The sequence below is a fragment of the Planococcus soli genome (assembly GCF_016881065.1).
GTDB classification, from domain to species: domain Bacteria; phylum Bacillota; class Bacilli; order Bacillales_A; family Planococcaceae; genus Planococcus; species Planococcus soli.
On record NZ_WXYN01000022.1, the window covers coordinates 14306 to 39524 of the forward strand.

The 25219-nt window shown below is 44.6% G+C and carries 20 protein-coding genes; 14 read left to right on the forward strand and 6 right to left on the reverse strand.

The window, feature by feature from the left end; all coding sequences use genetic code 11:
• Nucleotides 1-20: 20 nt before the first annotated feature.
• Nucleotides 21-1550 carry an FAD-dependent monooxygenase gene (locus GJB59_RS11390; RefSeq protein WP_142828060.1) on the reverse strand — a complete coding sequence of 510 codons (1530 nt, stop codon included), beginning with the start codon at nt 1548-1550 and terminating at the stop codon, nt 21-23.
• Between the two features lie 330 nt (nt 1551-1880).
• On the opposite strand from GJB59_RS11390, the gene GJB59_RS11395 reads away from it, so the two are divergent.
• The 4 genes from GJB59_RS11395 to GJB59_RS11410 all read left to right on the forward strand — a co-directional run bounded on the left by GJB59_RS11395 (nt 1881) and on the right by GJB59_RS11410 (nt 6784).
• A complete protein-coding gene (locus tag GJB59_RS11395; RefSeq protein WP_142828062.1) occupies nt 1881-2336 on the forward strand; it encodes a hypothetical protein in 456 nt (151 codons plus the stop codon).
• Between the two features lie 549 nt (nt 2337-2885).
• Entirely contained in the window at nt 2886-4271 is a 1386-nt protein-coding gene (locus GJB59_RS11400) for a M20/M25/M40 family metallo-hydrolase (RefSeq protein ID WP_142828063.1), read from the forward strand.
• Nucleotides 4272-4645: 374 nt separating this feature from the next.
• A complete protein-coding gene (locus GJB59_RS11405; protein ID WP_142828065.1) occupies nt 4646-4870 on the forward strand; it encodes a hypothetical protein in 225 nt (74 codons plus the stop codon).
• 255 nt (nt 4871-5125) lie between these two features.
• Nucleotides 5126-6784, forward strand: a complete 1659-nt coding sequence (locus GJB59_RS11410; protein WP_142828066.1) for an SWIM zinc finger family protein — start codon at nt 5126-5128, stop codon at nt 6782-6784.
• A 217-nt stretch (nt 6785-7001) separates the two neighbouring features.
• Here the strand turns inward: GJB59_RS11410 and GJB59_RS11415 are convergent, their stop codons facing one another.
• Together GJB59_RS11415 and GJB59_RS11420 are read right to left on the reverse strand one after the other, a co-directional pair.
• On the reverse strand, nt 7002-8030 hold the full coding sequence (locus GJB59_RS11415) for an FUSC family protein (RefSeq protein WP_142828068.1): 1029 nt from the start codon (nt 8028-8030) through the stop codon (nt 7002-7004).
• Between the two features lie 250 nt (nt 8031-8280).
• Nucleotides 8281-9237, reverse strand: a complete 957-nt coding sequence (locus GJB59_RS11420) for a calcium/sodium antiporter (RefSeq protein ID WP_142828071.1) — start codon at nt 9235-9237, stop codon at nt 8281-8283.
• A gap of 229 nt (nt 9238-9466) precedes the next feature.
• Between GJB59_RS11420 and GJB59_RS11425 the strand changes: the two genes are divergently transcribed.
• Nucleotides 9467-9910 carry a GNAT family N-acetyltransferase gene (locus tag GJB59_RS11425; protein ID WP_142828073.1) on the forward strand — a complete coding sequence of 148 codons (444 nt, stop codon included), beginning with the start codon at nt 9467-9469 and terminating at the stop codon, nt 9908-9910.
• 147 nt (nt 9911-10057) lie between these two features.
• On the opposite strand, the gene GJB59_RS11430 is transcribed toward GJB59_RS11425, so the two are convergent.
• On the reverse strand, nt 10058-10801 hold the full coding sequence (locus tag GJB59_RS11430) for an SDR family NAD(P)-dependent oxidoreductase (protein ID WP_142828075.1): 744 nt from the start codon (nt 10799-10801) through the stop codon (nt 10058-10060).
• A gap of 237 nt (nt 10802-11038) precedes the next feature.
• Between GJB59_RS11430 and GJB59_RS11435 the strand changes: the two genes are divergently transcribed.
• Together GJB59_RS11435 and GJB59_RS11440 are read left to right on the forward strand one after the other, a co-directional pair.
• Entirely contained in the window at nt 11039-11881 is an 843-nt protein-coding gene (locus GJB59_RS11435) for an aldo/keto reductase (protein WP_142828077.1), read from the forward strand.
• A 298-nt stretch (nt 11882-12179) separates the two neighbouring features.
• Nucleotides 12180-12854 carry a metallophosphoesterase family protein gene (locus tag GJB59_RS11440; protein WP_142828078.1) on the forward strand — a complete coding sequence of 225 codons (675 nt, stop codon included), beginning with the start codon at nt 12180-12182 and terminating at the stop codon, nt 12852-12854.
• A 162-nt stretch (nt 12855-13016) separates the two neighbouring features.
• Here GJB59_RS11440 and GJB59_RS11445 read toward each other — a convergent pair whose 3' ends face one another.
• Both GJB59_RS11445 and GJB59_RS11450 read right to left on the reverse strand, forming a co-directional pair.
• Entirely contained in the window at nt 13017-14474 is a 1458-nt protein-coding gene (locus tag GJB59_RS11445; protein WP_142828080.1) for an amidase family protein, read from the reverse strand.
• 247 nt (nt 14475-14721) lie between these two features.
• Entirely contained in the window at nt 14722-15873 is a 1152-nt protein-coding gene (locus GJB59_RS11450) for a hypothetical protein (protein ID WP_142828082.1), read from the reverse strand.
• Nucleotides 15874-16304: 431 nt separating this feature from the next.
• On the opposite strand from GJB59_RS11450, the gene GJB59_RS11455 reads away from it, so the two are divergent.
• The 7 genes from GJB59_RS11455 (at nt 16305) to sstT (ending at nt 24899) form a co-directional block, all read left to right on the forward strand.
• Nucleotides 16305-16661, forward strand: coding sequence for a hypothetical protein (locus GJB59_RS11455; RefSeq protein ID WP_142828084.1), 357 nt, complete (start codon nt 16305-16307; stop codon nt 16659-16661).
• A gap of 331 nt (nt 16662-16992) precedes the next feature.
• The gene (locus GJB59_RS11460; protein WP_142828086.1) at nt 16993-17745 is read left to right on the forward strand and encodes an LPXTG cell wall anchor domain-containing protein; all 753 of its coding nucleotides are present in this window, start codon (nt 16993-16995) and stop codon (nt 17743-17745) included.
• A 470-nt stretch (nt 17746-18215) separates the two neighbouring features.
• On the forward strand, nt 18216-19727 hold the full coding sequence (locus GJB59_RS11465; RefSeq protein ID WP_142828088.1) for a GGDEF domain-containing protein: 1512 nt from the start codon (nt 18216-18218) through the stop codon (nt 19725-19727).
• Nucleotides 19728-19930: 203 nt separating this feature from the next.
• Complete coding sequence (locus tag GJB59_RS11470; RefSeq protein WP_142828090.1) at nt 19931-22201, forward strand: excinuclease ABC subunit UvrA; 2271 nt, start codon at nt 19931-19933, stop codon at nt 22199-22201.
• Nucleotides 22202-22343: 142 nt separating this feature from the next.
• Nucleotides 22344-23021 (forward strand): type 1 glutamine amidotransferase domain-containing protein, encoded by a 678-nt coding sequence (locus tag GJB59_RS11475; protein ID WP_142828092.1) that lies wholly within the window; start codon nt 22344-22346, stop codon nt 23019-23021.
• Nucleotides 23022-23309, forward strand: a complete 288-nt coding sequence (locus GJB59_RS11480) for a putative quinol monooxygenase (protein ID WP_236015638.1) — start codon at nt 23022-23024, stop codon at nt 23307-23309.
• Nucleotides 23310-23627: 318 nt separating this feature from the next.
• Complete coding sequence (gene sstT, locus GJB59_RS11485) at nt 23628-24899, forward strand: serine/threonine transporter SstT (protein ID WP_142828094.1); 1272 nt, start codon at nt 23628-23630, stop codon at nt 24897-24899.
• Nucleotides 24900-25219 lie beyond the last annotated feature (320 nt).

The window sequence follows — 25219 nt, forward strand, 5'->3', positions numbered from 1 at the left end:
CCTCCTTTACAATTTCTCCCTCACTCCGCTCCAAAAGCCATAATCCCAAAAGCCTCCAAATACATTTTCAACACACGCACCCATTGCTTTTCAGTCGCAAGCGCCACGTGTCCATCCGGCCGGATCAGGTACAGCGCATCTTGCTTGAATCCTGCGTTTTTCATCTGTACTTCCCATGGAAACTCATGGAGCTGGAGCGACTGCGCATGGGCAAAGTCGATCAGTTCGGGCTGCGCTTTGCCGTATATGTGAATTTGCCAATCGACGGAACGCAGCGGCGCGAAATTATCGCCGTTTGCGGTTTCAATCCACGGCAAGCGCATGCCGCCGTAGACTTTACCGGCTTTGCCCTTGCTGAAGAGGCTGTTGCGGTAATTGATGTGGATTTGAGACAAGATCTTAAAAGCATTTTTTGAGGGGAATGAAAATTTGAATAGGGACGGTAAGACGTAAGGGACGGCATACTCCCGCAGCAAAGTGCCGCGCAGTTTTTGGCTGACGATCGTTTGGAATGCTTTGTCGGTTGTCGCGATCAACCGGCGCGCAAAGGCGATGCGCTCTTGTTCGTAGGTGCTCAATATTCTAGGAGCGACTTTCCCTTGAACCACCGCTGCGAGTTTCCATCCCAGATTGATGGCGTCCCCAATACCGGTGTTCATGCCTTGTCCACCGGTCGGGCTGTGCAAGTGTCCGGCGTCACCCAGAATAAAGACACGCCCTTTGGCAAATCGCTCGCTGACGCGGTTGTGGACGCGGTAGGTCGAAAACCAATTGACCTTGGCCGCGCTCACGCGGATTTTGTTTTCAATGTAATTGGTGATGTCACTGTATTGGACATCGGTGCGTTCGTTGAATTCCTCGGGCACAATGCCGAGGATTCGTTTGGTGTTGGCGTTGCGGACGTTCATATACAGCATAAAGCCGTCATTGTCCATGTACATGTCCATCTTTTCCATATCGTCTACCGGTTCTTCGGTTTCGATATCAGCGACAAAGAATAATTGCTTGTACGTGCCGCCGGGAAAGTCGAGTCCCAGTCCTTTTCGGACCATGCTGCCGGCCCCGTCGCATCCGCATAAATAGGCAAATTCCGCTGTTTCTTCTGGCTGTCCTTGTTGCTGTATCACGGCATTCACGCCAGCTCCTGTGTCTTCAAACGAAAGCAACGAGGTGTTCCATTCCACTTCGATGCCTATTCGACTTAATTCGTCCTCAAGAATTTCTTCGTGCTCGTCTTGCGGCAAACTCAAGATAAACGGAAACGGGCTCAGCCCTTTGCCCAACTCATGGAATTTCACTGTGGCTCTCACTCGTTTGCCGTCGCTGACATCCAGCGACAAAATCGGATGCCCCCGCTTGATGTTTCGTTCGGCGAGGCCCAGTTGCTCGTACTGCTCCAATATGCGCGCATGCACAGCGAGCGCACGTGACGCTGTGCCGGTTCCTGCGTTTTTATCGATGATCCGAAACGGCACGCCTTGACGCGCCAGGCTAGAGGCAAGAGCCAGGCCAGTGGGGCCAGCTCCGACGATTAAGATTTGTGGGTTCATCATAGAGACCTCCTAATGAGTATCACGCCTGCTGATCAGTCTAGTTTCAAGTGTCATGTAAAGCTATAAAATCGAGTAGATGAAAAGTTCTTATAAGAAAAAAGCATGTGATACCGAACTGAAAAGATCTTGTACAGCTACTATATCCTTAATCGACCCATTTCAAGCAAAAAAATAGTGTCCTGGAGCGTACAATTTAAACACGGAGCAATCATCGGGACGTGATAGAATAACAAGTAGTGGAACGGAAAAATAAACGGTATGGCCTTGCCTGGCAGAAAGTGCAGTATTCACAATTGATAGATGAGTTGAAAGGAATGAAATAGCAAAATGAACAAAATGGTCGAACAAAAAATGAACGAGATGACAGAAGTGTTTAACAGTTTGCCGAATTGCCGGATTGAAACCGATGAGGGCGGCCGAATTTTGATTGTGAGCGACAATCCGGTCCCTTGGAGTGACGCGCTTGAGAAGAAGGATGCGCATTCGGCGTATAAAATTGGGTCCATTAAGCCTCATAAAGCGGCACTCGGACTGTATATTGATTTCCCACATGATTATATAGAGATTGACCGGGTAGATGACATCATCGATCCCGAATTCACATTGACTTATTATGAGCCAGGCACCAAGACATCAACAGTGAAAAGCTGGTGGAGGTTCCGTTCGGACGAGAAGTTCGACAGCATCCACCTTGTTCTGAGAAAAACAGAGCTGGAATTGTATGATTTCAAGAGAGAAGAATGGGTTCGATTGATGGAAGAGATAACTGGTGTTCATAAGTGATTTATTGCATAGCCGAATAAAAATCGTCTTTAAGTGTCGAACTCAATTCAGTTTTTAACTACAATTGCATCAATAAAATGCCGTATCCAGTGACCTTAAGGGTTAATGGATACTTTTTTTTTATTTTATCCGGGGCAGCTGGGAATCACGCATACAGTAGGAAGAATCAGATTTTTATCATACTCGTATTACTGTGTGTACTTTTTAGCAGAATTTTATAATCGTTGCATTCACGTTGTGGGTGCGGTTTTTTATTTTATAACTGCTGGCAACTGCTCATCATCTTTGTTTCGCGTGTAGAGAACGAAAATTGTTTTGTTTATAAATAGTATTTTAAGTGTATATTAATGCGTGGTAAAATAATCTCTATAAGTCATATTCCAGGAAAACCCTTTAAAAAGGAGCCTGAACAATGACGATGAAAGAACAAATTTTCAAGCAAGATGAATCATTTCTCAACTGAAATTACCCAAATAAGACGCCATCTACATAGGTACTCTGAATGATCACATCAAGAAGCGAAGATGGAACCAGAGGAGGAACATCATTATGAAGGTTACTAATCATGAAACATTGCGTACTATCGTTGGGGACTTGATGCCTCAGGCAATCGATACCTTAACGTCATACGTCAGAATTCCTTCAGTGGCTGCACAAAACCAAGGGATTCCGGAAGCGGTCCAGTTTGTTGTCGACCTATTGGAAGGGACGGGTGGCGAAGCCCGCGTTCTGAGAGACTTGGGTGGCAACCCCGTTATTTACGGTTTTTTCCCGGCTGGAAAAAACGGTGCGCCGGATAAAACATTGCTGTTTTATAATCATTACGATGTCCAGCCGCCGGAACCGTTTGACGAATGGAAGACGGAACCTTTTGAGGCCACTGAAATCGAGGGGATTTTATATGGAAGGGGAGTCGCCGACAATAAAGCGGATTTGATTGTCCGTCTGACAGCGATTCAAGCCTTGCATGAGTCCGACGGTGGATTGCCGTGCAATGTGAAATTTATGATTGAGGGAGAAGAAGAAGTGGGGAGTCCCAACCTTCTTCCTTATTTGGAGAAGTACACCGAGTTGTTCCGGGCAGATGCGTGTATATGGGAGTTTGGCAACAAAGATGAGAAAGAGCGGGTCAGCATGGTGGCGGGCATTAAAGGAATGGCCTACATGGAATTGATTTGTGAAAGTGCTGATATTGATCTGCATTCGTCCATGGGCGCTTACGTCGATAATGCGGCTTGGCGTCTCGTCCACGCGTTGACGTCTATGAAAAACGGCAAAAATGAAATCCTGGTGGAAGGGTTTTATGACGACATCATCCCGCCGACAGCTGAACAACTGGAGGTCGTCGAGTCATTGCCTTTTGAAGAAGACGCCTTAAAAGAAATGAACGGGCTCAAGCGTCCGCTTATTACAGAAGCGCTTGGAAAAGATCCGCGGATCGCGATGGTATTTGAACCGACCATGACGATTTGCGGATTGGAAAGCGGCTATTACGGGAAAGGCAGCAAAACGGTGCTGCCAAAGCGGGCCATGGCAAAAGTGGACTGCCGTCTGGTACCGGGACAAGACCCTGAAAATATTGTTCAATCCATCAGACGCCATTTGGACAAACATGGATTTACGGATGTGGAAGTCCGTGCGTTGAACAGCCAGCGCGCCTACCGCTCCGATTTTTCCCATCCGTTTATCGCTCAGGTAGTCGAAACGGCCAAGGAAGCATACGGAGCAGAGATCGTCATGGCGCCGAATCATGCGGGCACAGGGCCGATGCATGATATCGGAAACCGGCTGAAATTGCCGATCGTCAGCACAGGCGTCGGCTGGGCAAATTCAAAAGTGCATGCGCCGAATGAATCTATCCGATTGAACGATTTTGAGCAAGGCACCGTGCATATGGCTTACTTGCTGAAAGCGTTTGGTCATCCGGAGAAGTAGAATCAGGCTCTGCGAATTGAGAAATGATGTTTAAATTGTCGCTTCCCTGTGTAAAAATCAATTCTAAACGTTTCCGACAATATGTGCCATGCATTATCACATCCGCTGCTTCAGCCTTGCGGGTGTGTTTTTTCATTTTTTTCATCTATAGGATGGCATGAAAGTTGGACGGAGCACAGTCCCGCGTCTTCCTCTCAAGCTATATTCGGACTTTACGGAAAATTTCTTACCATATATAATCCGGAGTCTTTTTAAAAATACTTGTTTGCATGGCGGCGTATACAGGGAAAACCCTTTGAATCAGGGAATGATCTTGGAGAATTTTAAAGGACTCTGTCCAATTATGAAGAATTTGAACTTAGGGAGGTGAAATTATGAAGAAATTCGTCATCCAATATACCTTAGAAGAAGGACTCACTGTGGAAAGAACAGTGGAAGCAGAATCGAGGGAAGATGTGGCCTCCATGGCATTATCAGAACAGATTGTCCAGTTTGAGGACGTTTTCGGAGAATTGAATCTGTTTAATAAAGACGACATCAAACTAGTGAAAATAAAAGATTATATTGAGCCTGTCAATACTTCGAGAAGAGGTGGGTAATGAAGCTGGGAATCCACATAAGTCTGTAATGGAGCGGACTTGTCATGCGGCTTTATGGGGGAAAAAGTAGTTATAATAAAAAACGACAGTGTCAAAACAATTCTAAATGATTTTGGCAATACGCGATAACTTATATTTTGATACCGCCGCCTCTGACTTATCAATATTTCGAGTAAAAACCTTCCCTATTTTCCTGAATAAATACTGTTCAGCTCTAAAGAACAGCAGGCTATAATCACTCCAGGGGGAATTCTCATGAACTTAAGCAACCTGAAAACAACCGTGCCGGCAAAGCTTTATAAACGTGGCCTTGATTATTTTGAGCAGGATTTTGTGGAGCAATTGACGGAAGATGCGCCGAATCGGTGGCATGCGCTGGTAGCGGGCACGCGGGATTACGAGGTGTCGGTCAATTTGACGAAAGATGGAACGATTGTGGGTTCTTACTGTACCTGCCCGTTCGAATCGGATTCACTGTGCAAGCATGAAGTGGCGGTATGCTTGGCGATCCGTGAATATAAAGAAGAGAACGGTTCGACTGCAGTGGATGTGCTGACGCAATTAAAGACGCTGAAAAAAGCGGAGCTGCTGGAAATTCTGGAGGAGCTGGTGGAGAAGCAGCCATCCGTCCAACTTTATTTAACAGAGAAATTCTCGGATTCGAGTGATATGAATGAGGAAAAGGCGCGTCGAATCATCCGGAAATCAGTGAGCCGCGCCAGCCGCAGCGGATTTATCGATTGGGACCGGCCGGATCAGGCTCTCGAAGGCGTTTTGGAAGTCCTCGAATATATGGATGGATTGGACTCGCAGCAAGATGCTGAAAAGATCATCCGCCTCAGTTTGATTATCATAAAAGAATGTACTGAAATACTGGGAATTGCGGACAGTTCGTCCGGGGACATCAGTTCAGTTATCTACGAAAGCCTGGAGAAAGTTGACGATGCGCTGGCGCAGTGGCCGGAAGATCTGGATAGAGCGACTGTTGACCGTATGCTCAATCTGCTGTATCCACATATCCTGTTCGGACTGGAGCAGGACATGACAGATGCACCAAGTAGTTTGCTGGAATCTGTCCTGCAATGGAATGAAAGCAGCGATTTCACAGACAAGTTTTATGATTTTATTGAAAAAGTGATTGGCAGCAAGGAAATGCAAAACAAGTCATTCGATTACGAGGAAGAGCGGTTTCGCCGATGCCAGCTGAGGGTGCTGCAGCAACAGGGAGACAAGGAAGCGGTCGAAGCATTTTACGTGAAGCACCACCACTATTCAGAAATCCGAAAAGCACAGACTCTGCAGGCGCTGGTTGCGGGTGAATTTGAAAAAGTGATCCGGTTGTGTGAAGAGTCGGAAGGATTGGATGCGAACCTCCCGGGACTCCTGCAAGACTGGAAGGAGCTGCGCTTTGCAGCTTATGAAGGAATGGGCAGCACGGCGGAAATGATCGACCTCAGCTTTGAGTTTGCTCTGCAAGGGGAGGGGAAATATTACGTTAAGCTGAAGAGTTTGGTGGATGTGGAGCAATGGTCGGAGAAGTTGGAATTGCTTCTTGCGGAGATGAAAACCAGTCCGCGGAGTCTGCCGCTGTATCTCGAAATTTTGATTGATGAAAAGAGGTTGGAGGAGCTGCTGGATTATTGTCGCAGCAATGTCTCTGCAATCGAGTACCTGTATCCGCATCTGCTTGCCGATTATCCGCATGAAGTGAATGAGATTTATACGACCTATATATACCGCCTGATCGAACGGGCTTCCAACCGCAAGGCATACTGGACTGCCTGCCAAAGGATCAAAGATTTTCAGCAGGCGCTGGGGGCTGAAGCGGCCGCGGGGCTGATTGAGGAGTTGAAGTTCATGTACCCGAAACGGATAGCGCTGCTGGATGAGTTGGGGAAGATTGAGTCGAAATGATTGTGTCGCTCCCTGCTAAGCGAAATCGAATTATAACTAACAGAACCTAAAAGCTAATATGCTCCAATTTAGACATAAAAAAGACCGAGTGCGTTAACACTCGGCCGATGCAGTACATGCCGTATAAGAACGGCTGGCCAAATTGAAGATGTTATTAAGCAAAAAAGTAACCACCTACAATCCTGGCAGGGAGAAGGCGGTTACTTTTTTGTTGATGTTATTTTTGTGCCTGGTTCAGCAGCTGATCTAGACGGTGCAGATAAAATGTATAATCAAAAAGAGCAGATGCTACGATCATTAATCGGATGTTCTTCTCCGGATCTTCCTTAGAGAGAGAAAGCACTGATTCATAAAATTCGTTTCTTCGGTTTAACATATCTGCGTCTGAATGCTGAAATTCTTTAATCTTGCCCTGATATTTCAAAAATAGGTACTCATGATATTTAATTAATTCTTCCAGGTACTGATCAAATAACTGATTGACACTTTTTTCAGACTTACTCTGAAAGTAATGGTCATCAATTTTTCCGAGAAGCTGATCTCCCTCCTCTAATGTCTTCAGCATCTGCCTGAAAACAATCATTTCTCTGTCGTTCAATTGTTTTGTTCGTGATTTTCCGAGCTTAATTCTTTCCTCATCAAACAACTCGAATTGCTCCACTAAGTTTTCAAGTTCTTTCTTAAAGTTACGGGAAAGAACCTGATAGGAACCTTCTGTCAGCTCATTTGAAATTGCAGTTCTTAATAACAATGACATTTGCTGGAAAGCTGAGTGGATGTTATCCGAAAAATTCTTTTTATATTTCGGTGGAAAAACAACCAGATTAACTACTATAGCGGAAATCGTTCCTACCAAAATAACTAAAAATCTTTCCAGGGCAAAATACAAATCCTCGCCTGCACCGGAAGTCATAATCGCAGCTACCGTTACAAGAGTTAGGGGGATTGTGCTATCCATTTTTAATTTCAAGCTTAATGAAATCATAATCATAATAACTAAACCGATGGTGATCGGATTTTCGCCCAAAAAATAGATGAAAAACAACGAGATGGATGCGCCTAACGTATTTGTAATCAATTGATCGGGCAATTGCTTCCAAGTCCGGTATAACGAGGGCTGTACAGCTAAAATAGCTGCAACAGCTGCAAACGCAATGTTGTCCAATCCGAAAAAATCACATACATATATGGCAATTATAACTGCTACTCCAGTTTTAAAAATACGAGGACCAAAAGTAATATCCATTTCTCCTTTCAGATAATAAAGAACTGGAGGAATGCTTTTTCACTCACCAGTATCTCGTTAGATAATTATTATCTATGTTATATAATGTTGTCTGATTAAACTTTAAATTGCGATCGATATTATGTCAAAAGTGAGTATTGCACTTCAGTATTTTTATCAGTTAATGTAAAAAGGGACTGTTACTCAAAAGTCATTTTCATGCCCTTTTGGGACAGCCCCATTCTATAATTTATTCGTTCTGCTCTACATGTTAATTCCTCAAAATAATGTAAACAACGTAAATAATGTAGATAACGGCTAAAGCCGAACCTTCAATCCTTGAAATCTTATACTTGGTTCTTGCAAGAATCATTAATAGGATGGACACAGCGATCATTACCCATACATCCTGAAAAATCTTCGAATCCACCGTTAAAGGATGGATAGCTGCTGAGGTTCCCAGTATGAAGAATATGTTGAAGATATTGCTGCCGATGATATTTCCTAACGCAATTTCCACCTGTTTCTTTAACGCTGCGGTTATAGAGGTGACCAGCTCAGGAAGTGAAGTACCTACAGCCACGATCGTCAAACCGACTAAGGTCTCGCTCATTCCAAGTGAGAGGGCGATCTGAATGCTGTTTTCTACGACCAGGTTACCGCCAAACACGATGGCCGCAAGTCCGCCGATTGTTAAGAATGTATTTTTCATTTTGGATATGTTCGCGATATCAGCGGGATTTTCTTCTATGTTCATTCGGTCTTTTCTTGCCACCTCAAAGATATAGTAAAGAAAAATCACAAAGAATAGGAGCAAAATAAGGCCTTCAGTTCTTGTAATCAGATTGCTGCCTGATGATCCGAGTTGAATGTCGCTGATCAGAAGCAGCAATGCAACTGCGCCCAATAAGGCGAATGGAATTTCTTTTCTTATGGTTTCGCTCTGAACCATCAAAGGGAAAACGAGTGCTGTAACTCCTAAAATGAACGTGATATTAAAGATGTTGCTGCCAACTACATTCCCGATAGCTACATCACTGTTTCCTTCGAATGCAGCAATAAAACTGACGGACGCTTCCGGTGCGCTTGTACCAAAAGCTACAATTGTTAAGCCGATTAACAGGGGTGAAACCCTCAAGCTTTGCGCTATTTTTGAAGCTCCTTCTACAAAAAAATCAGCTCCTTTAATCAAAAGAGCGAATCCTACTAATAATAAAAAATAAGTCATGTGGGCTTCAATTCCTTTCTAATTTTTTCATTTGTTGTTAAGAGAAGTCACTTTCCTCTTTTCTATGCCAATACCCTTCGAACTATTTTAAAAACCATAAAAAGTCGTCACCCAGAGCCTTCGGAATGTGAAAACTTTGAAATCTGAAAGAATTTAAGGTTCAATAGTCTAAAAGTTTACCATGTAAATACATAAAAAAGAAGTAATCCAAACAGATGGAGGCGAAGAAATGGCAGATATTCGAATTTGTCGTTATGAATCATCTTTTGCCGATGAAGCGGTAGCAATGTGGCGATTGAGCAAGAAGAAGGCGATCGGGCAAAAAGAAATCCATTCTTTTGAAAGCCACGTCCACTTTTTGAATCATATTTTACCGCAGGACTATGAAATTTATTTGGCGCTCGAGAAGGAGCGTGTGGTCGGCATTGTCGTTTTCAAATCGGATGAACTGAACCAGCTTTATGTAGCCAACGACCAGCAAGGAAAAGGAATTGGAGAGGCATTATTGAATATAGCGAAAGAGCATTCGAGCGGCAGTCTATTTTTGTATACGTTTGAAATAAATAAGAATGCACAACGGTTTTATGAAAAGCATGGATTTGTAGAAGTCGGGCGAGGATATGAGAATGAAGAAAATTTGCCTGATATCAAATATGAGTGGCGGGAAAGGTAAGGTGAATTTTAAAGGTGCTTGTCCTGGTATGGAAAGCATTTTATGGGTTTGCATTTTGGATTTGGACAATAAAAGGTAATCAAAAATCACGCAGGGAAAAAATCATTTCCCCTGCGTGATTTTTTGGTTCTAAGCTTGGAAATTTGCTTACTGGGCTGTGTATCCTCCGTCCACCATGATTGTGGCCCCTGTGACAAAATCATTTTCGCACAGGAAGATGATGGCATGAGCCACTTCTTCCGGCCGTCCCAAACGGCCGATTGGATGTTTTACGACGCTTCGCTCATAAGCTTCGGGGCTTAATGTCGTGCGGTTTGACATAGCGGTTTCAATATAGCCCGGACTTACCGCGTTTACTCGGATGTTTTTGTCTGCATATTGCAGCGCCAAAGATTTTGTCATCAATTTCACTGCCCCTTTAGAAGCGCTGACCGCAAAAGCCCGTGCCTCTCCGACACTTCCCAGGATAGAAGCTGTGTTGACAATGGTGCCGCCACCGGATTTCAGCATTTCGCGGATGGCGTGCTTGGAACCGAAGAAGACCCCGTCCTGGTTGACGGCGATCACTTTCCGGTAATCTTCATAGGATAGCAAATGCGTTTCACTGAGTGCGCGAATCCCGGCATTGTTCACCATGATGTCGATCTGCCCAAATGTTTTGACCGTCTCGGCTATCAGATTTGCTACAGATTCTTCTAGAGAAGCATCGACTTCAATAAATACAGCTTCTGCTCCTGTGCCTTGAAGTTCTTTTGCAGCGGCTTCTCCACCTTCTGTATTAATATCGGCCACTACCACTTTTGCGCCTTTTGCGGTAAGTGCTTGTGCCGTCGCCAAGCCAATTCCTGAAGCCGCTCCGGTGACAACTGCCACTTTTCCTGCCAGTTCCACTTGAATTCCTCCTCTTTTCGAATGTCTTTCTAGTAGCTAGTTTACCATTATTATTTTGAATATTCAGTCTTTTTATCGCACTTATGATCAAAGCCAATAAATTGTGCCGGGGTGAAGGGGAATAATGAAGCGGTCAGCGGAAGTTGTTCTATTCGCTATTTTTTGGAATGTAGAGTAGTTTGAGTTTTCAGTCAGGTAAGAGTAATCTTAAAGTAGAAGTGAGAGGAGTGAAAGTGGATGGAAAAAGCAATACCAGAAGTTACGTTGAACGACGGAACAAAATTACCGGTTACCGGACTCGGTACATACGGGCTTTGGGGCAATGCAGGGGCGAACGCAGTCAGCAGCGGGATCAATGCCGGCTATCGGTTGATCGACACGGCATATAATTACGAGAACGAAGGAGCGGTCGGGGAAGGCATCAAACGCAGCGGTGTTTCCCGTGAAGATTTGTGGATTACCTCCAAGCTGCCAGGCCGTTATCATACTTACGACAAAGCGATGGTTGCGATTCAGGAATCATTGTACCGTTCAAAGCTGGATTATTTTGATCTATATTTGATCCACTGGCCGATGCCAAATCAAGACGTATATGTGGAAGCGTGGCAAGCCTTGATTGATGCGAAGAAATGGGGGCTCATCCGGTCGATTGGCGTCAGTAACTTCCTGCCTGAACACCTGGAGCGCATTATTCAGGAGACAGGAGTAACACCGAGTCTGAATCAGGTCGAATTGCATCCGTTCTTTAATCAGGAAGAGCAGCGGAGCGTACACAAGAATCTCAATATCCAAACAGAGTCATGGAGCCCGATTGCCAAAGCAGCGGACATTATGTCGAATGAAACAATCAGTAAGATAGCAGGCGTCCACCACAAAACGATTGCTCAAGTGGTCCTGCGCTGGCAATACCAAATAGGATCCGTTTCGATTCCGCGATCCATTTCTCCTCAGCGGCAGCGAGAAAACCTGGCTATTTTCGATTTTGCCTTGAGCGATGCCGAAATGACTGCGATAGCAGAACTGTCCCGTCCAGACGGCAGGCTGTTTGATATGGACCCGGCTACCCATGAAGAATTTTAATATAGGTACTGGTCGATTGCTGCATAGAAGAATGTAAGGAGTGTGAGAAATAATAGCAGCTCCAGACAAATGAGTCAAAACAATTCTTAATTTATGATAGAAGCGCCTGGTCTATACCAGGCGCTGCATTTTATTTTTGAGAAATTGCCCTTAATTAGAAAGTAAATTCTTTCAGAAATCATCCTGCAACCCGTCGCTTACTCTAAGTAGGGAATAATAGAAATTAGCTCTCAAACAAAAGGCAAGTGCAGAGCGGTTTCCCGGTGGTTTCAGAAGACTAAAAGCAGGGGTGAACACGATGAAAAGAACGTTGGTCATCAGTGACATTCACGGAGAACTTCATCTTTTTGAGGAGCTGCTGCAGGAGGCGAAATACAACGCTGCTGAAGATGGACTGATTTTACTAGGGGATTACGTGGACCGGGGCCCGGATTCAAAAGGGGTTCTGGATCGGGTCATCGAATTAAAAAAGCAGGGCGCTATTGTATTAAGAGGCAATCATGACCAAATGATGCTGGACGCTGTAAATGATGAAATCGGTGCGAAGAAGAATTGGGCAAGAAACGGGGGACTCGCTACACTGCAAAGCTACGATCCTTCAATAAAAGACGTGACGTTCCCGGCGGCAGATATCTTTTGGGAGCACGTCGATTTTATTAAGGAAACGGCTTATTACCATGAGCAGGATGACTCCATTTTTGTGCATGCGGGTGTCCATCCGAGTATCCCGGTTCAGCAAACAGACCCGTATATTTTAATGTGGATCCGTGAAGAATTTCATAGGGTTTATTCAGGCGAAAAAACGGTGGTGTTTGGACATACCCCGGCATTTATACTGCGGGGGACAACTGATCATGGCGTTTATTTTGGTGACAATCGGATTATTGGAATTGATGGAGGAGCAGCTTACGGGGGACAGCTGAATTGTCTTGAGCTGCCGAGTAGAAAAGTCTATTGCGTAAAGAAAAGTTGAGATTAAAGCTTTTCGATTTTCGTACGCTGATCCGTAAATCGCCCCAAGTGGAAATCACTTTTCACAGAAGCAGAACTCATGAAAAACACCCTCCGCTGAGCGGTTGGCATCTGCATGCCGACTTTTCAGTAAAGGGTGTTTTTCATTGCCATACACTAATCATCAATAGGATTCGAAATCCGGTGCCTGACGCTTTCGAGTTGCCTGTTCATAGGAGTAGGCCAGTTCGATCAAGCGCGGTTCGCTGAAAGCCTGGGCGCTGAACGTGACGCCGACCGGATGCCCGCTGCTCGTGTAGCCGGCTGGAACGGTGATGGACGGATAGCCCGCTTTTGCCGGCATCGCAGCACCACGGTTGTTTTGGAATAACAGCGCATCCAATTGGTGTTCACTCATGACGAGATCCAACCCTTCCAGAGTGGAATGGCGCAAATCGGTTTGGCGGTGTTCCACGTACGTCGGGTCAGCCGGATCGTCGCTTAAGGACTGCGATTTTTCCAGTTCTGCCTGGCCGAATTTCATCCGGCGCTCCGGATCTTGTTTATTAAACGCGATGACATCCGCCAGTGATTTGACCGGCACCTCATCAGGCAACGTGCTGAGATACTCATTGACACCACGCTTGAATTCATACCATAAGACGTCTGATTCGAATGACTGCTGGGGAATCGTCACTTCTTCCACTATAGCGCCGAGCAGCTTCAATTGTTCGATCGCATCAATCATGATGGCACGTTCTTCCGGCTCTTCGTTGTTCAGGAAAGAAAGGTCGACGCCAATGCGGGCGCCTTTCAAACCGTCCGTTTTCAAGTGCGGCGTGTAATCGGTTAACGCCTGACCGGCACTCGCCTGTGTTGCCGGATCCTGTTCATCGACGCCGGTCATAGCGCCGAGCAGGATCGCAGCATCTGCAACGGTGCGCGCCATTGGTCCTGCGGTATCCTGGCTTTCAGAAATCGGGATGATGCGTGAGCGGCTGATGAGCCCGACCGTCGGCTTGATACCAACGATCGAATTGGCGCTCGCTGGGCTCAAAATCGATCCCGAGGTTTCGGTGCCGACGCCGACAACGGCGAAATTCGACGCAATGGCGGCGCCTGTTCCGGAACTCGAGCCGCCGACATCTTCCGGTTTGAAGGTGCCGACTCCATAAGGGTTCCGTACTTGTCCACCGAGTGAGCTGTACCCGCTCACGCCTTCTTTCGACATGAAATAAGCCCATTCGCTCAAGTTCACTTTGCCAAGAATGATGGCGCCTGCATTCCGAAGCTGCGAAGCGACAAAAGAATCCTGCTGCGCGAAGTTCTGCTCCAGTGCGATAGCGCCGGCTGTAGTTGGCATCGGGTCCGTCGTTTCGATATTGTCTTTGAGCAACACGGGAATGCCGTATAACGGACCTTGCCCATCCTGCCCGCGCATTTCATCGAGCCGGGCTGCAATTTTCAGTGCGTCCGGATTGATAGTCAATACAGAGTTGATCTTCGGACCATTCCGGTCGAATGTCTCGATCCGGTCAAGGTAGGCTTCCACCAACTCCACGGAAGTGAGCCTGTTTTCCTGAAAAGCCTGTTGAATGTCTTCGATTGTCGCTTCGTTTAGTTTAAATGAGGTTTTCTCCATCGGTAGACTCCTAACTATATATAATAGATTAGCTTTAATTGTACACCAATTCTTAATTTTACATAAAGTAGGGAATTCAATATGTACACTTACAAGAAGATAGAGCAAAATAAAAAAGCCGCATTTTGAGATGCAGCTTTACTATTTATGGATATTATTATGAATAATTTTACTATATGATTTTTCGATTACTACTTTATAAATCCAAGTTTTGATTAAAAACACAATTACTATATTTAGAGGTGGCTTAGTTAGTTACTTCAAATTCAATATTCTGTGCATCTGAAAGTGTTTCGTAAGTCTCAGTTGACATGGATTCGCTAATCACAACTCTGACTTTTTCTACTTTAGTCGGGTCAGTTTTAATTACTACTCCAATCTCACCAGCTTTACTTACAGCCCCATAATAATCTGGATCTTGGGCTTCATCATAGTCAATGAAGTCTTTCCAATCATATGCCACGTCAATTTTTTCTTGTTTACCTTCTGAGAACAATACAATCTCATTGATTCCGCTAAAAGTTACATCTTGATCAGAAGTGTTTTCTGCAGTGTATTTAATATAAAAATAATTAAACTCTGCCCCTATTGGTTCGTCCGTATACATATTGTTTATATCGAACTGCTGATCCTCTGAGACATTGCTCGCTTTTTTGAATGATACTTCTTCCAATGTAACGTTTATCGGCTTTGCATCATACGATTTATTCTCGGCTACAACAGACAACACTTCAGAAGTTTGCTCAGGTTGTTCTTCTTCTGTTTCTTCCGATTCTGTCCAAGACTCACTGTCTTCTCCGCTGAACATATCTTCTAGCTGGGAGATATTAGCGAAGATAGCTTCCTCCAAGTTTTCGTCATCTACAATTTTAAAGTTTCCTTCATCATCTTTTTCTAAGTTTAATTCTACCGACCGTGTAACGAGAGGAGCATCCTCAGCAGTCATATATTTTACCATGGTCTTTTCAGCCATTTCTTCAAAGACTTTTTCTGATTCTTGAGTTTCTTCATCAAAAGCACTGGCAAAAGCTAAAGGCATGATTTCAGCCATTGTGCTGGTCATAACGCTTCCCATATCAAGAGATGTAATTTCAGTTTTTATAACTGCTTTATCATCATCAGTTGATACTTCTTCAGTCTTTTCAAAGTCATAGTTCTTAGAGATGTTTTCAAATAAGGTCATTGCTAATTCTTCATCTGCCTCTTCAGCCGTTTCTTGATCAGTAGTCAGGCTTTCAGTACCACCCTGAACATAAGAACCTGCTTTTTCAAAATCATTCTTTTGGACGGCAGTTAGAAAATCATCTACAGTGGCGCTAGGATTTTCTGATCCACAACCTGCTAGAAGGCCTGTAATCAGACCGACGAACATCAAACTCATTAATTTTTTCTTTCTCATTTTCATTACCCCGTCTTTCTTTTCTACTATAACAACTAATAAATAGTACCATCAATTGGATGATTATGGAACAGGATTTATGCTATTTTTAACAAATATATCTTTATATTTACAGATCAATATCCAACTGTGCCCGAATTCATTCAGGACTAATAGATATAGCTTCTGGATAACAAACTGCCGGCGGAAAGCCGTGGTTTTGTTTTGGAAAGGAATTTTATGGTCGGTTATGGAGATTCTGTGGATTTAATAGTAGGTGTCTTGTTTCTTAAACAACCTAAATTTATTTAGAATAAATGGGAAATTTATGTATTTCAAATCAGTGCTTTGTGATACTATTTACTCACGTCTAAAGTAATGTTTAATTTCATGAATGCTTTATTATAGCTTAGTCAAAGAATTTAGACGTTTACAAAAAGGGGGAAGGTCAAGTGAAGATTACAATGAAAATGAGTGAGGAAGCCTATCCAATAGCAAAGAAAGTTTATTCGGGACAATTGACGAGAAATGACGGAAAAAGTGAAATCAATCGCGTTTCTGGTATGAACGAAGGATCTGCTCAAGCATATATCACGATTTTTTTAGCCATGATGAGTGGGGAAGAATACAAGCGAGCATTTAATAATGAAACCAATCGATTTTTATTTGAAAGTATTCGAAGAGATTTCGGAGAGCCCCATTACAAAAAGGCATTAACTGCCGCACAGAAGCACATCAATTACTATGCTACGCTGGGCAAAGGCAATCTAACTGGGCTCCAAAGAATTGTAAATGAACTAAACCATTAATTGTTTCTCACTGAGAAGCGGAAAATTCGATCTCATATAGCAAGTTTAGATAAATAGATTATAAAGTTTACCGAAGGTTTTGGAATGGGGCTAGAGGTGCTATGCAGTATTGTGCTTGCCAATCCTTTAAAAATCTTAACTGATTCAATGACTTTTTTAGTTTCGTTTCCCACTTATTCTTTTCGAAAGGCATGATTTAATTTTGGATTTTATAAAGTCAGCTGTTCTTGCTGCGGCTTTCAAGTGTTATTCAGGATTATAAGTTCAACGGAATCGAGTCGCGCCCTGGGAAGTGTAATTTAGTGAAAGCCAGCTACGAGAGGTGAGATAAATGAACCCCAGTGAATCCATCACGTTTTTTCTTATTGGACTTGCAGTTTTGTTAGTAGTGGGGATAGTTTGGATCCTCTTTAGAAAACGGAAAAAATGGGCGATTGTTCTAACTTGTTTATTGGTTGCAGGGTATGTCTGGTATTATGCTTATTATCCATACTTGAAAGTCAGTGTCCATGCAGAGAAATATGAGCAGGTCAGTGAGTACTTGGCAATCACTTATCCGGACCGGAAATTCATAGTTGTACCGGAACAGTATGAAGAAGGATATACGGTCGGAAGTTTTGACGTCAACGATAAAGAAACGCCCGGTATAGGCGTGACCTTATATGTCGATGACAATGGCCAAATCCAGCAACCAAGCAATTGGACAAATCAGGGATTCCTTTCGCAGCGGGAACTGTGGCGGGAGCTCGAATTTCATTACGGAGAAAATTATACTCTGGACAGTGACAACATTGATATTACAAAACAAGATGTATGGATAGATGGTGAACTGACAGTATTTGCGCTAACTATAGATGGGATGCCGGCAATCGCAATCTATGAATATTCAAATGGTGATTATGGCTTATTGGATTTGCAGGTAGCAGAGGATAAGTTATTCATTTCTGCTGAAGCAGAGGGATATACATTCATCTATGTTGATGAACGTTACGAAGGGGAGACAGAGGCCGTACTATTGGGAAATGGTAAGACGATTTCTATGGATGCGGCAAGGTATAAAGGAAAATTGTTTATGATGGAATAGCAAGTGTATGAATGGCTAACCCCGCAGCTGAAATGAAAATCCAGCTGCGGGGTTCTGGTTTGTAATCAACTATTTTTGATTTTTGTTAAATTAGTACAAACACCCAGTTTAAACCAATAATTATGTTGCTTTTACAGAATAGAATTTGATCAGATGGGCCGAAGTCTTTCGTCATTTCTTCCATTATTTTGGTAGGTAATTAGTATTTCTTTATAACGTATATATTATGATAAAAGGACTATTTTAATGTCATATTAACGGGTATAATGAATTTACTAAGATTTTGATATGCTGGCTCAGTGGGAAGCTTTTAACTAGAGGGATTTTTTGTTTGAAGTACCCATGGTGCGGATCCGGATCATTGTCTTTGGCGATTAGGCGTATTGCAGCTGTTCCGTCTGTTTACGGTTTACAGGCAATGGAACAAATTGCGGGCTTTAATTAATTTCAGGCATTGAGGGGGTACGGCCATGTTCAGGAATAATATTTTTCCCATATCACTTCTATTATCGGTCATCATCGTATTTTACAGCTTGACGCATTTCTTCGAACAAAGCCCGTGGCTGATTTCCGCAGGGACCAATGTGCTTCAGATTCTGATCGGGACGCTGAGTCTCGTTTGGCTGTTACAGGCGTATCGCCGAGCCGGCAGCCGGCAGAAGAATTTTTGGCTGCTGCTGTTCGTCGGGTTCAGCGTCTATTTGTGTTCCAATTGGTTGTGGCTGTATTATCAGATCAGCCGGCAGACCATAGAGTCGGAAAATCTTATGAATGTATTGTGGATGGTTGCCTACCTTTTCTTTCTGGCCGCCTTGATTGTTAAAATACGTGAACTGAGCGGTGCCTTTTCCAGCCAAGCCTATGGTTTTAACATCATGGTCTTTATGATTACCGTCGCTTCCATCAGCTACCATTACCTGATTGATCCGGTGCTCGAATTTGCCGGGGATTCGCTGCTGGTGATGTTGCTGACCTTCGCTTATCCGGTAGCGGATCTGACCATTCTTTTCGCTGTCACGATTTTGTATTACTTGATTCAGAAAAACGATAAGCAAGGCATCCTGTTGCTCTGCATCACTGGATTTTCCTTCCAGGTCGCCGCAGATTTCATTTATGCGTACCTGACGTTCAATGGAACTTATCAAGCAGGCCATTACGTCGATCTGTTATGGCAGCTGTCCATTTTGTTCATCGGGCTTACAGCGTATTATGCAAAGGAGGGTGAGGGGCAAAATTCTTGGCTGGTGAAAAACCGGGTGCGCGACCAGGCTGCGCTTTTTCCTTATGTGAGCATTGTCGTTCTGATGGTATTGGTCATCGAAAGTTATCAATTCGATTTCAATGCCCTCAGCACGGGACTGCTGCTGGTGTTCCTGTTGCTGCTCGGCCACCAAATGCAGATTCTTCACAAGAATCGCCAGCTGGTGGCGCAATACAAACAATTGGCTTACCATGATCCGTTGACAGGGCTTCGCAACAGAGGCAGTTTTAAACAGGAGATTGAAAGCATGCTGACTGATTATCCGTCTTCGCAGCTGGCACTGCTGCTCCTGGACCTGGATAAATTTAAAGCGGTGAACGACACCTTGGGCCATCATATTGGAGATATGGTCTTAATGAAAACTGCACAACGGTTGGAAGCGGCAGGTGGGAACGAAGCTCTGATCTTCCGCCTGGGAGGGGATGAATTCATCATCATTATGCCTAGTGCTACACAGGAACGGTGCACCGTTTTAGCCAAAAGAATCGTAGATGTGTTTCAGGACCCGATGGATATTGAAGGCCACGTGGTTAGTGTGACGCCGAGCATCGGCATCAGCAAGTATCCCGAAAACGGAAACACCTCTGACAAACTGATGCAAAATGCGGATGCAGCAATGTATGTTACAAAAGGAAACGGGAAAAATGGTTTCAGTTTTTACGATGAGGATGAAAACTGGAATGAAGTCCGCATTAAAAATGAAAATCGCGTCCCTGTGTGAAATAGTTCAAAATGATTCTGACAATCCAAGACACAGCTGCCACACAATGGCAGCTGTGTCTTTTTCCTTTTTTCGATTCGCTATAAGTTTTGCAGCACCGAGGGAACAACCGTAATAATTATTTGTGTGAGCCAAGCCAAAACAGGGAAACCATTTACGGATAGGGTAATTCCTTGATTGGTTTGGAAAAGGAGAATTTTTAGATGGCAGATAAAAGAGATGAAATTATATTGAGAGGGCTTCAGGAAAACAACTTGAAGAACATCGATTTGAATATCCCGAAAGAAAAAATAAATGTGTTTACCGGCCTGTCGGGTTCAGGAAAAAGCTCCGTCGTATTTGATACGTTGGCGACCGAAAGCAGAAGGCAAATGACCTTGAACTACCCGCTGTATGTCCGGCATCAGATGCCGCGGTACGAAAGGCCGCATGCTGACTTGATGCAGCATTTGAGCCCGGTCGTTGTCGTGGAACAAAAACCGGTAAAAGGCAATGCACGCTCAACGGTTGGCACGTATACGGACATCGATCCGTTGATCCGGCTGTTGTTCTCACGAATCGGCAGTCCATCAATCGGTTCAGCGACTGAATTTTCGAGTGAGGGTTCTTTCGGAAACTGTCCGGAATGCAGCGGATACGGAGAAATCGTTGCGCCGGATATCACCAAACTCATCGATCATACGAAGTCACTCAGGGACTCCGCAGTGAGATTCAAGCCGCTGGCGCCGCCTGGCTGGCAGGGCAGGTGGATGGTGGACGGCGGATTGTTCGATCCAGATCTCCCCATTAAAGATTTCACGGAAGAAAAATATAATATGCTGGTCTACGGACCCCCGGAAGGCGAGCGGGCATTCAGCACTTATTATTACAAAGTAGGCAATCGGGACATCGAATGGGACGGCATCCTTCCCCGTTTTATTCGCCTGTACATTAACCGGGACCTCACGAAACTGAAAATAACGTCGCAGGAAGACGTGCTGGCAATGACGACACACACAGCGTGCCCTACCTGCGAAGGTTCGGGATTAAATCCGAAAGTGCTGGAATGCAAAATCAACGGCTTGAATATCGTGCATTACGACCGTTTGGAACTGACAGAATTGCTGGATGAACTGGCGAAAATAAAGGACCCTGTCGGAAAATCCATTGCACAGCAGGCGTATCCGAATGTAAAACAGCTGGTTGACTTGGGGCTGGGTTATTTGAGTCTGTCGCGAAAAATGGGAACTTTGTCCGGCGGAGAAGCGCAGCGCGTGAAAATTGCCCGTCATTTAGGAAGCAGTTTAAATAACATCACGTATATTTTCGACGAACCCAGTGCAGGGCTTCACCCGGAAGAAATCGAGATGTTGACGCATATGTTGGAGAGTCTACGGGACAATTACAATACCGTCGTCGTCATTGAACACAATTTAGCGGTCATCAAAACAGCAGATGAAATCATTGAAATGGGGACAGGAGCGGGCGTGAGCGGCGGCGAGGTGGTCTATCAAGGCGGACTGGAAGGGCTGAAAAAAGCATCAGCCATCACCAATTTGGACCATAAACCGAGCATCAATAAGAACCCGCGAAAAGCAGAAGATGGATTCTCCATCAAAAATGCTTCTGCCAACAACTTAAAAAATGTCAGTGTGGACATTCCTAAAAATGTCCTGGTCTCGGTATGCGGCGTTTCCGGTTCCGGCAAAAGTTCGTTAATGTTCGGCGCATTTACCGAAAACTACCCCGAAACCATTTCGGTTGGCCAAGGCAGCATCGGAACGTCCAGCCGTTCGACGCTTGCGACTTATATGGGGATCATGGATGACATCCGGTCGATCCTGTCAAAAGAAACCGGACAACCGGTGGGACTGTTCAGCTTTAATTCATCAGGGGCTTGTCCTGTCTGTGAGGGCAAAGGCGTCACGACGCCAGACGTGGCTTTTGCGGATCCCGTGACCGTCACATGTGAAGCGTGCCGGGGGATGAGGTATTCAGAAGAAGCCTTGTCTTACCGCTACAAAGGAAGAAATATCGTGGAAATTTTAGAACTGACAATCGACGAAACCAATCAGTATTTAAACATGCCAAAAATCGTCAAAAAAGTGGATACCTTAAGGGATGTAGGATTGGGGTACCTGACACTCGGACAGACGACGAGTTCGTTAAGCGGAGGAGAAGTGCAGCGCCTCAAACTCGCCAGCCACTTGAAAAAAGAAGGGCAAATTTATTTGTTGGATGAACCTTCACTCGGGCTTCACACAAAAGATAACGATCATTTATTGGATGTTTTCCAAGGCCTTGTGAACAAAGGGAATTCAGTTATCCTCGTTGAACACAATTTAAACTTTATTGCAGCGAGCGACTGGGTCATCGAAATGGGTCCAAGCGGCGGCAAAAAAGGTGGCGAAGTGTTGTTTGAAGGAACACCGGAAGAGATGCTCGAGTCGGACACATTGACGGCGAAGTGGATGAGAAAAGGGATAGAGGCGTAATTTTATGGTCGCTCGTATATTTTTTGATTTCGGTTCCCAGTATCAAAAACAATTTGCTGGAGTTGTCCGTTAGTTTAGACGATAAAAGATTCGGGAAACACTAATATTAGGGTATTTTATAATTAAGAGGAGGAAACAAAAAATGGCGAAAGTATTAGCAGTGCTGTCAAGTGGACACAAGGATACAGAAAATAACTACGAAACCGGCTGGTGGGCGGAAGAATTGTTTGCACCGATGGAAGTATTGGAAAAAGCAGGACATCAAGTGGATCTGGCTTCACCGCTGGGCGGGAAACCTGCACTTGATCAGGTCAGCATCAGTGAAGATTACGACCCTGAAGGCAAATACAAAAAAATATACGAATCGGGAGTAGCGGATAACACCACAGCTCTTTCGGAAGTCGTTCCAGAAAACTATGACGCAGTATTCATCGTCGGCGGCCACGGGGCTATGTACGATTTGGCTGAAAATGAAACATTGCATAACATAATCAATGCTGTTTACGACAATGGCAATATCGTTTCGGCCGTATGCCACGGACCGGCTCCGTTGCTTTGGACAAAACGTCCGGATGGCAAGAGCATCATTTCCGGTTTGGACGTAACAGGATATCCAGAAGCGGTTGAACCTGAGGGCCTTCCTGCAATTTTGCCATTCAGCCTGGAAGGCGAAATGAGCAAAGTGGCTAATTATTCCGCTGAGCAAAAAGTGGTATGGGGCAATGACCAATTGCTAACTGGACGCGATCCGTTTTCTTCTGAAGAATTGGCCGAGGAATTGGTAAAGGCATTCGACAAGAAAACCAAGAAGGGCAACTAAATGATGGAGCCCATCATCATTACCGCGATCCTAAAGCCCAAGGAAAACATGGCAGATCGATTATTGGTGGAATTAAACAAAGTGCAGGAAGCTTCGCAAGCAGAAGCGGGTTGCATAAACTATGTTCTTCACCAGTCAATTGAAGACGACACGTTTGTCCTTCATGAAACATGGAAAGACCAGGATGCTTTACAGAGCCATATTGAATCTCTTCACTACCTGGAATACCGCGCGAACATTGCGGATCTGGTGTCGGAGAGAGAAGTTTACAAGCTGAAGGCAATCTGATTCGTTAGCAATTCCATAGAATACCGAAAACAGAACTTTGCAGAGAACCATCGCAAAGTTCTGTTTTTCTTTTGGCATTGGGAATGCAGAGCCGCTCATCTGGAATAATATAGGCAACGACCAGTCAATAAGGCGGGTCTTTTTAGTCGTGGCAGCGGTTCGAATGAATTAAGTATTTGATTTTATAAAAAATTTATTCTATTCGTGCATCTATTTGGTTAGAATAGGAATAGATTGAAAATGGCGGCTGCATCTACAACGGATGGGAGAGCGGCGGCTGACTTACAGCATAGAATAAACTAGCATGGGGGAATGGGTATGAACGTATTGAAAATGTGGAACCGGATCAGTCTTGTGAAACAAATCCTGATCGGCTTGGTCTTAGGGGTAGTCTTGGCGGTTGCGATTCCGGAAACTGCGGCATCATTGACGATTTTTGGCACCTTGTTTGTCGGAGCACTGAAAGCGATAGCACCTGTCCTCGTGTTGTTCCTGGTCATGGCATCGATTGCCCAGCACAAAAAAGGACAGCAAACGAATATGAAATCGATCGTTTTTCTTTATTTATTAGGTACATTTTTAGCAGGGCTTGTCGCCGTCGTTGCGAGCTTCATCTTCCCGGTCAGCATTGCGCTTACGCAAGGAGCTGAAGGCTTGACGCCTCCGGGCAATGCGATTGAAGTCCTCAAAACTTTGGTGTTGAACGTGGTCGACAACCCGGTCAACGCGCTTGTGAATGCAAACTATATCGGTATTTTGGCGTGGGCAATCGTCCTTGGCCTGGCATTGCGAAATGCCGCGGATACGACCAAAACGGTTATTACAAATGTTTCGGATGCTGTGGCGAAGATGGTCGGCTGGATCATTAAATTCGCGCCGTTTGGCATTATGGGTCTTGTCATCGAGTCGATTACGACAAACGGACTGTCATCGCTCTTGGGCTACGGCAAACTATTGGCTCTGTTGATCGGCTGTATGCTTTTCTTTGCGCTAGTGGTCAACCCGCTTATCGTATTCATCAATATCCGCCGCAATCCGTATCCGCTAGTCTTCAAATGTTTGCGCGAAAGCGGCATTACGGCATTCTTTACCCGCAGCTCGGCTGCAAACATTCCGGTCAATATGACGCTTTGCGAAAAGCTGGGCTTGGACAAAGGCACTTACTCTGTCTCTATTCCGCTTGGCGCAACAGTCAACATGGCTGGAGCCGCAATTACGATTTCCGTTTTGACGCTTGCAGCGGTCAATACGCTTGGCATCCAAGTGGATATCCCGACAGCAATCATGCTTAGCATTCTGGCAGCAGTATGTGCATGCGGAGCTTCTGGTGTGGCAGGCGGCTCGCTGTTGTTGATCCCGCTGGCGTGCAGTTTGTTCGGCATCCCGGCTGACGTAGCAATGCAAGTAGTCGGCGTCGGCTTCATCATCGGCGTGCTGCAGGATTCTTTTGAAACGGCTTTAAACTCTTCAACAGACGTGCTGTTCACAGCAACGGCTGAATACAAGAAGCGTTTGAAAGAAGGCCACGAAGTAGTGGTCGGGAAAAGTTTTGAGATCAATAAACCTTCTGAAGACTTGGTGAAAAGTTAAGTTGTTTGGCTGATGTTACTTGGACCTTCAAATAAGGCTGCATCGCCAACAAAATAGGTTTTGTTAAAAGGCAAAGCACCGCTCCGGCAAAAATCGGAGCGGTGCTTTTTGATGTTGGTATTGAGTGTCAGGGCAGGAGTACACTTTTTTGAACGCTTGTTTCATTGCTCAATAGCCACGTCATTTAGTTGAAGGAAAACAGGTGGCATCGCGAGATTTGATTTTCTTTAGTAATTGCCAATGCCGTTCTTCAATAAAGAAATCAGTTTTTCTGTTTTTACATTTTATTTTCTGCAATTTCAGTTCTGCCAAGCAAGAGA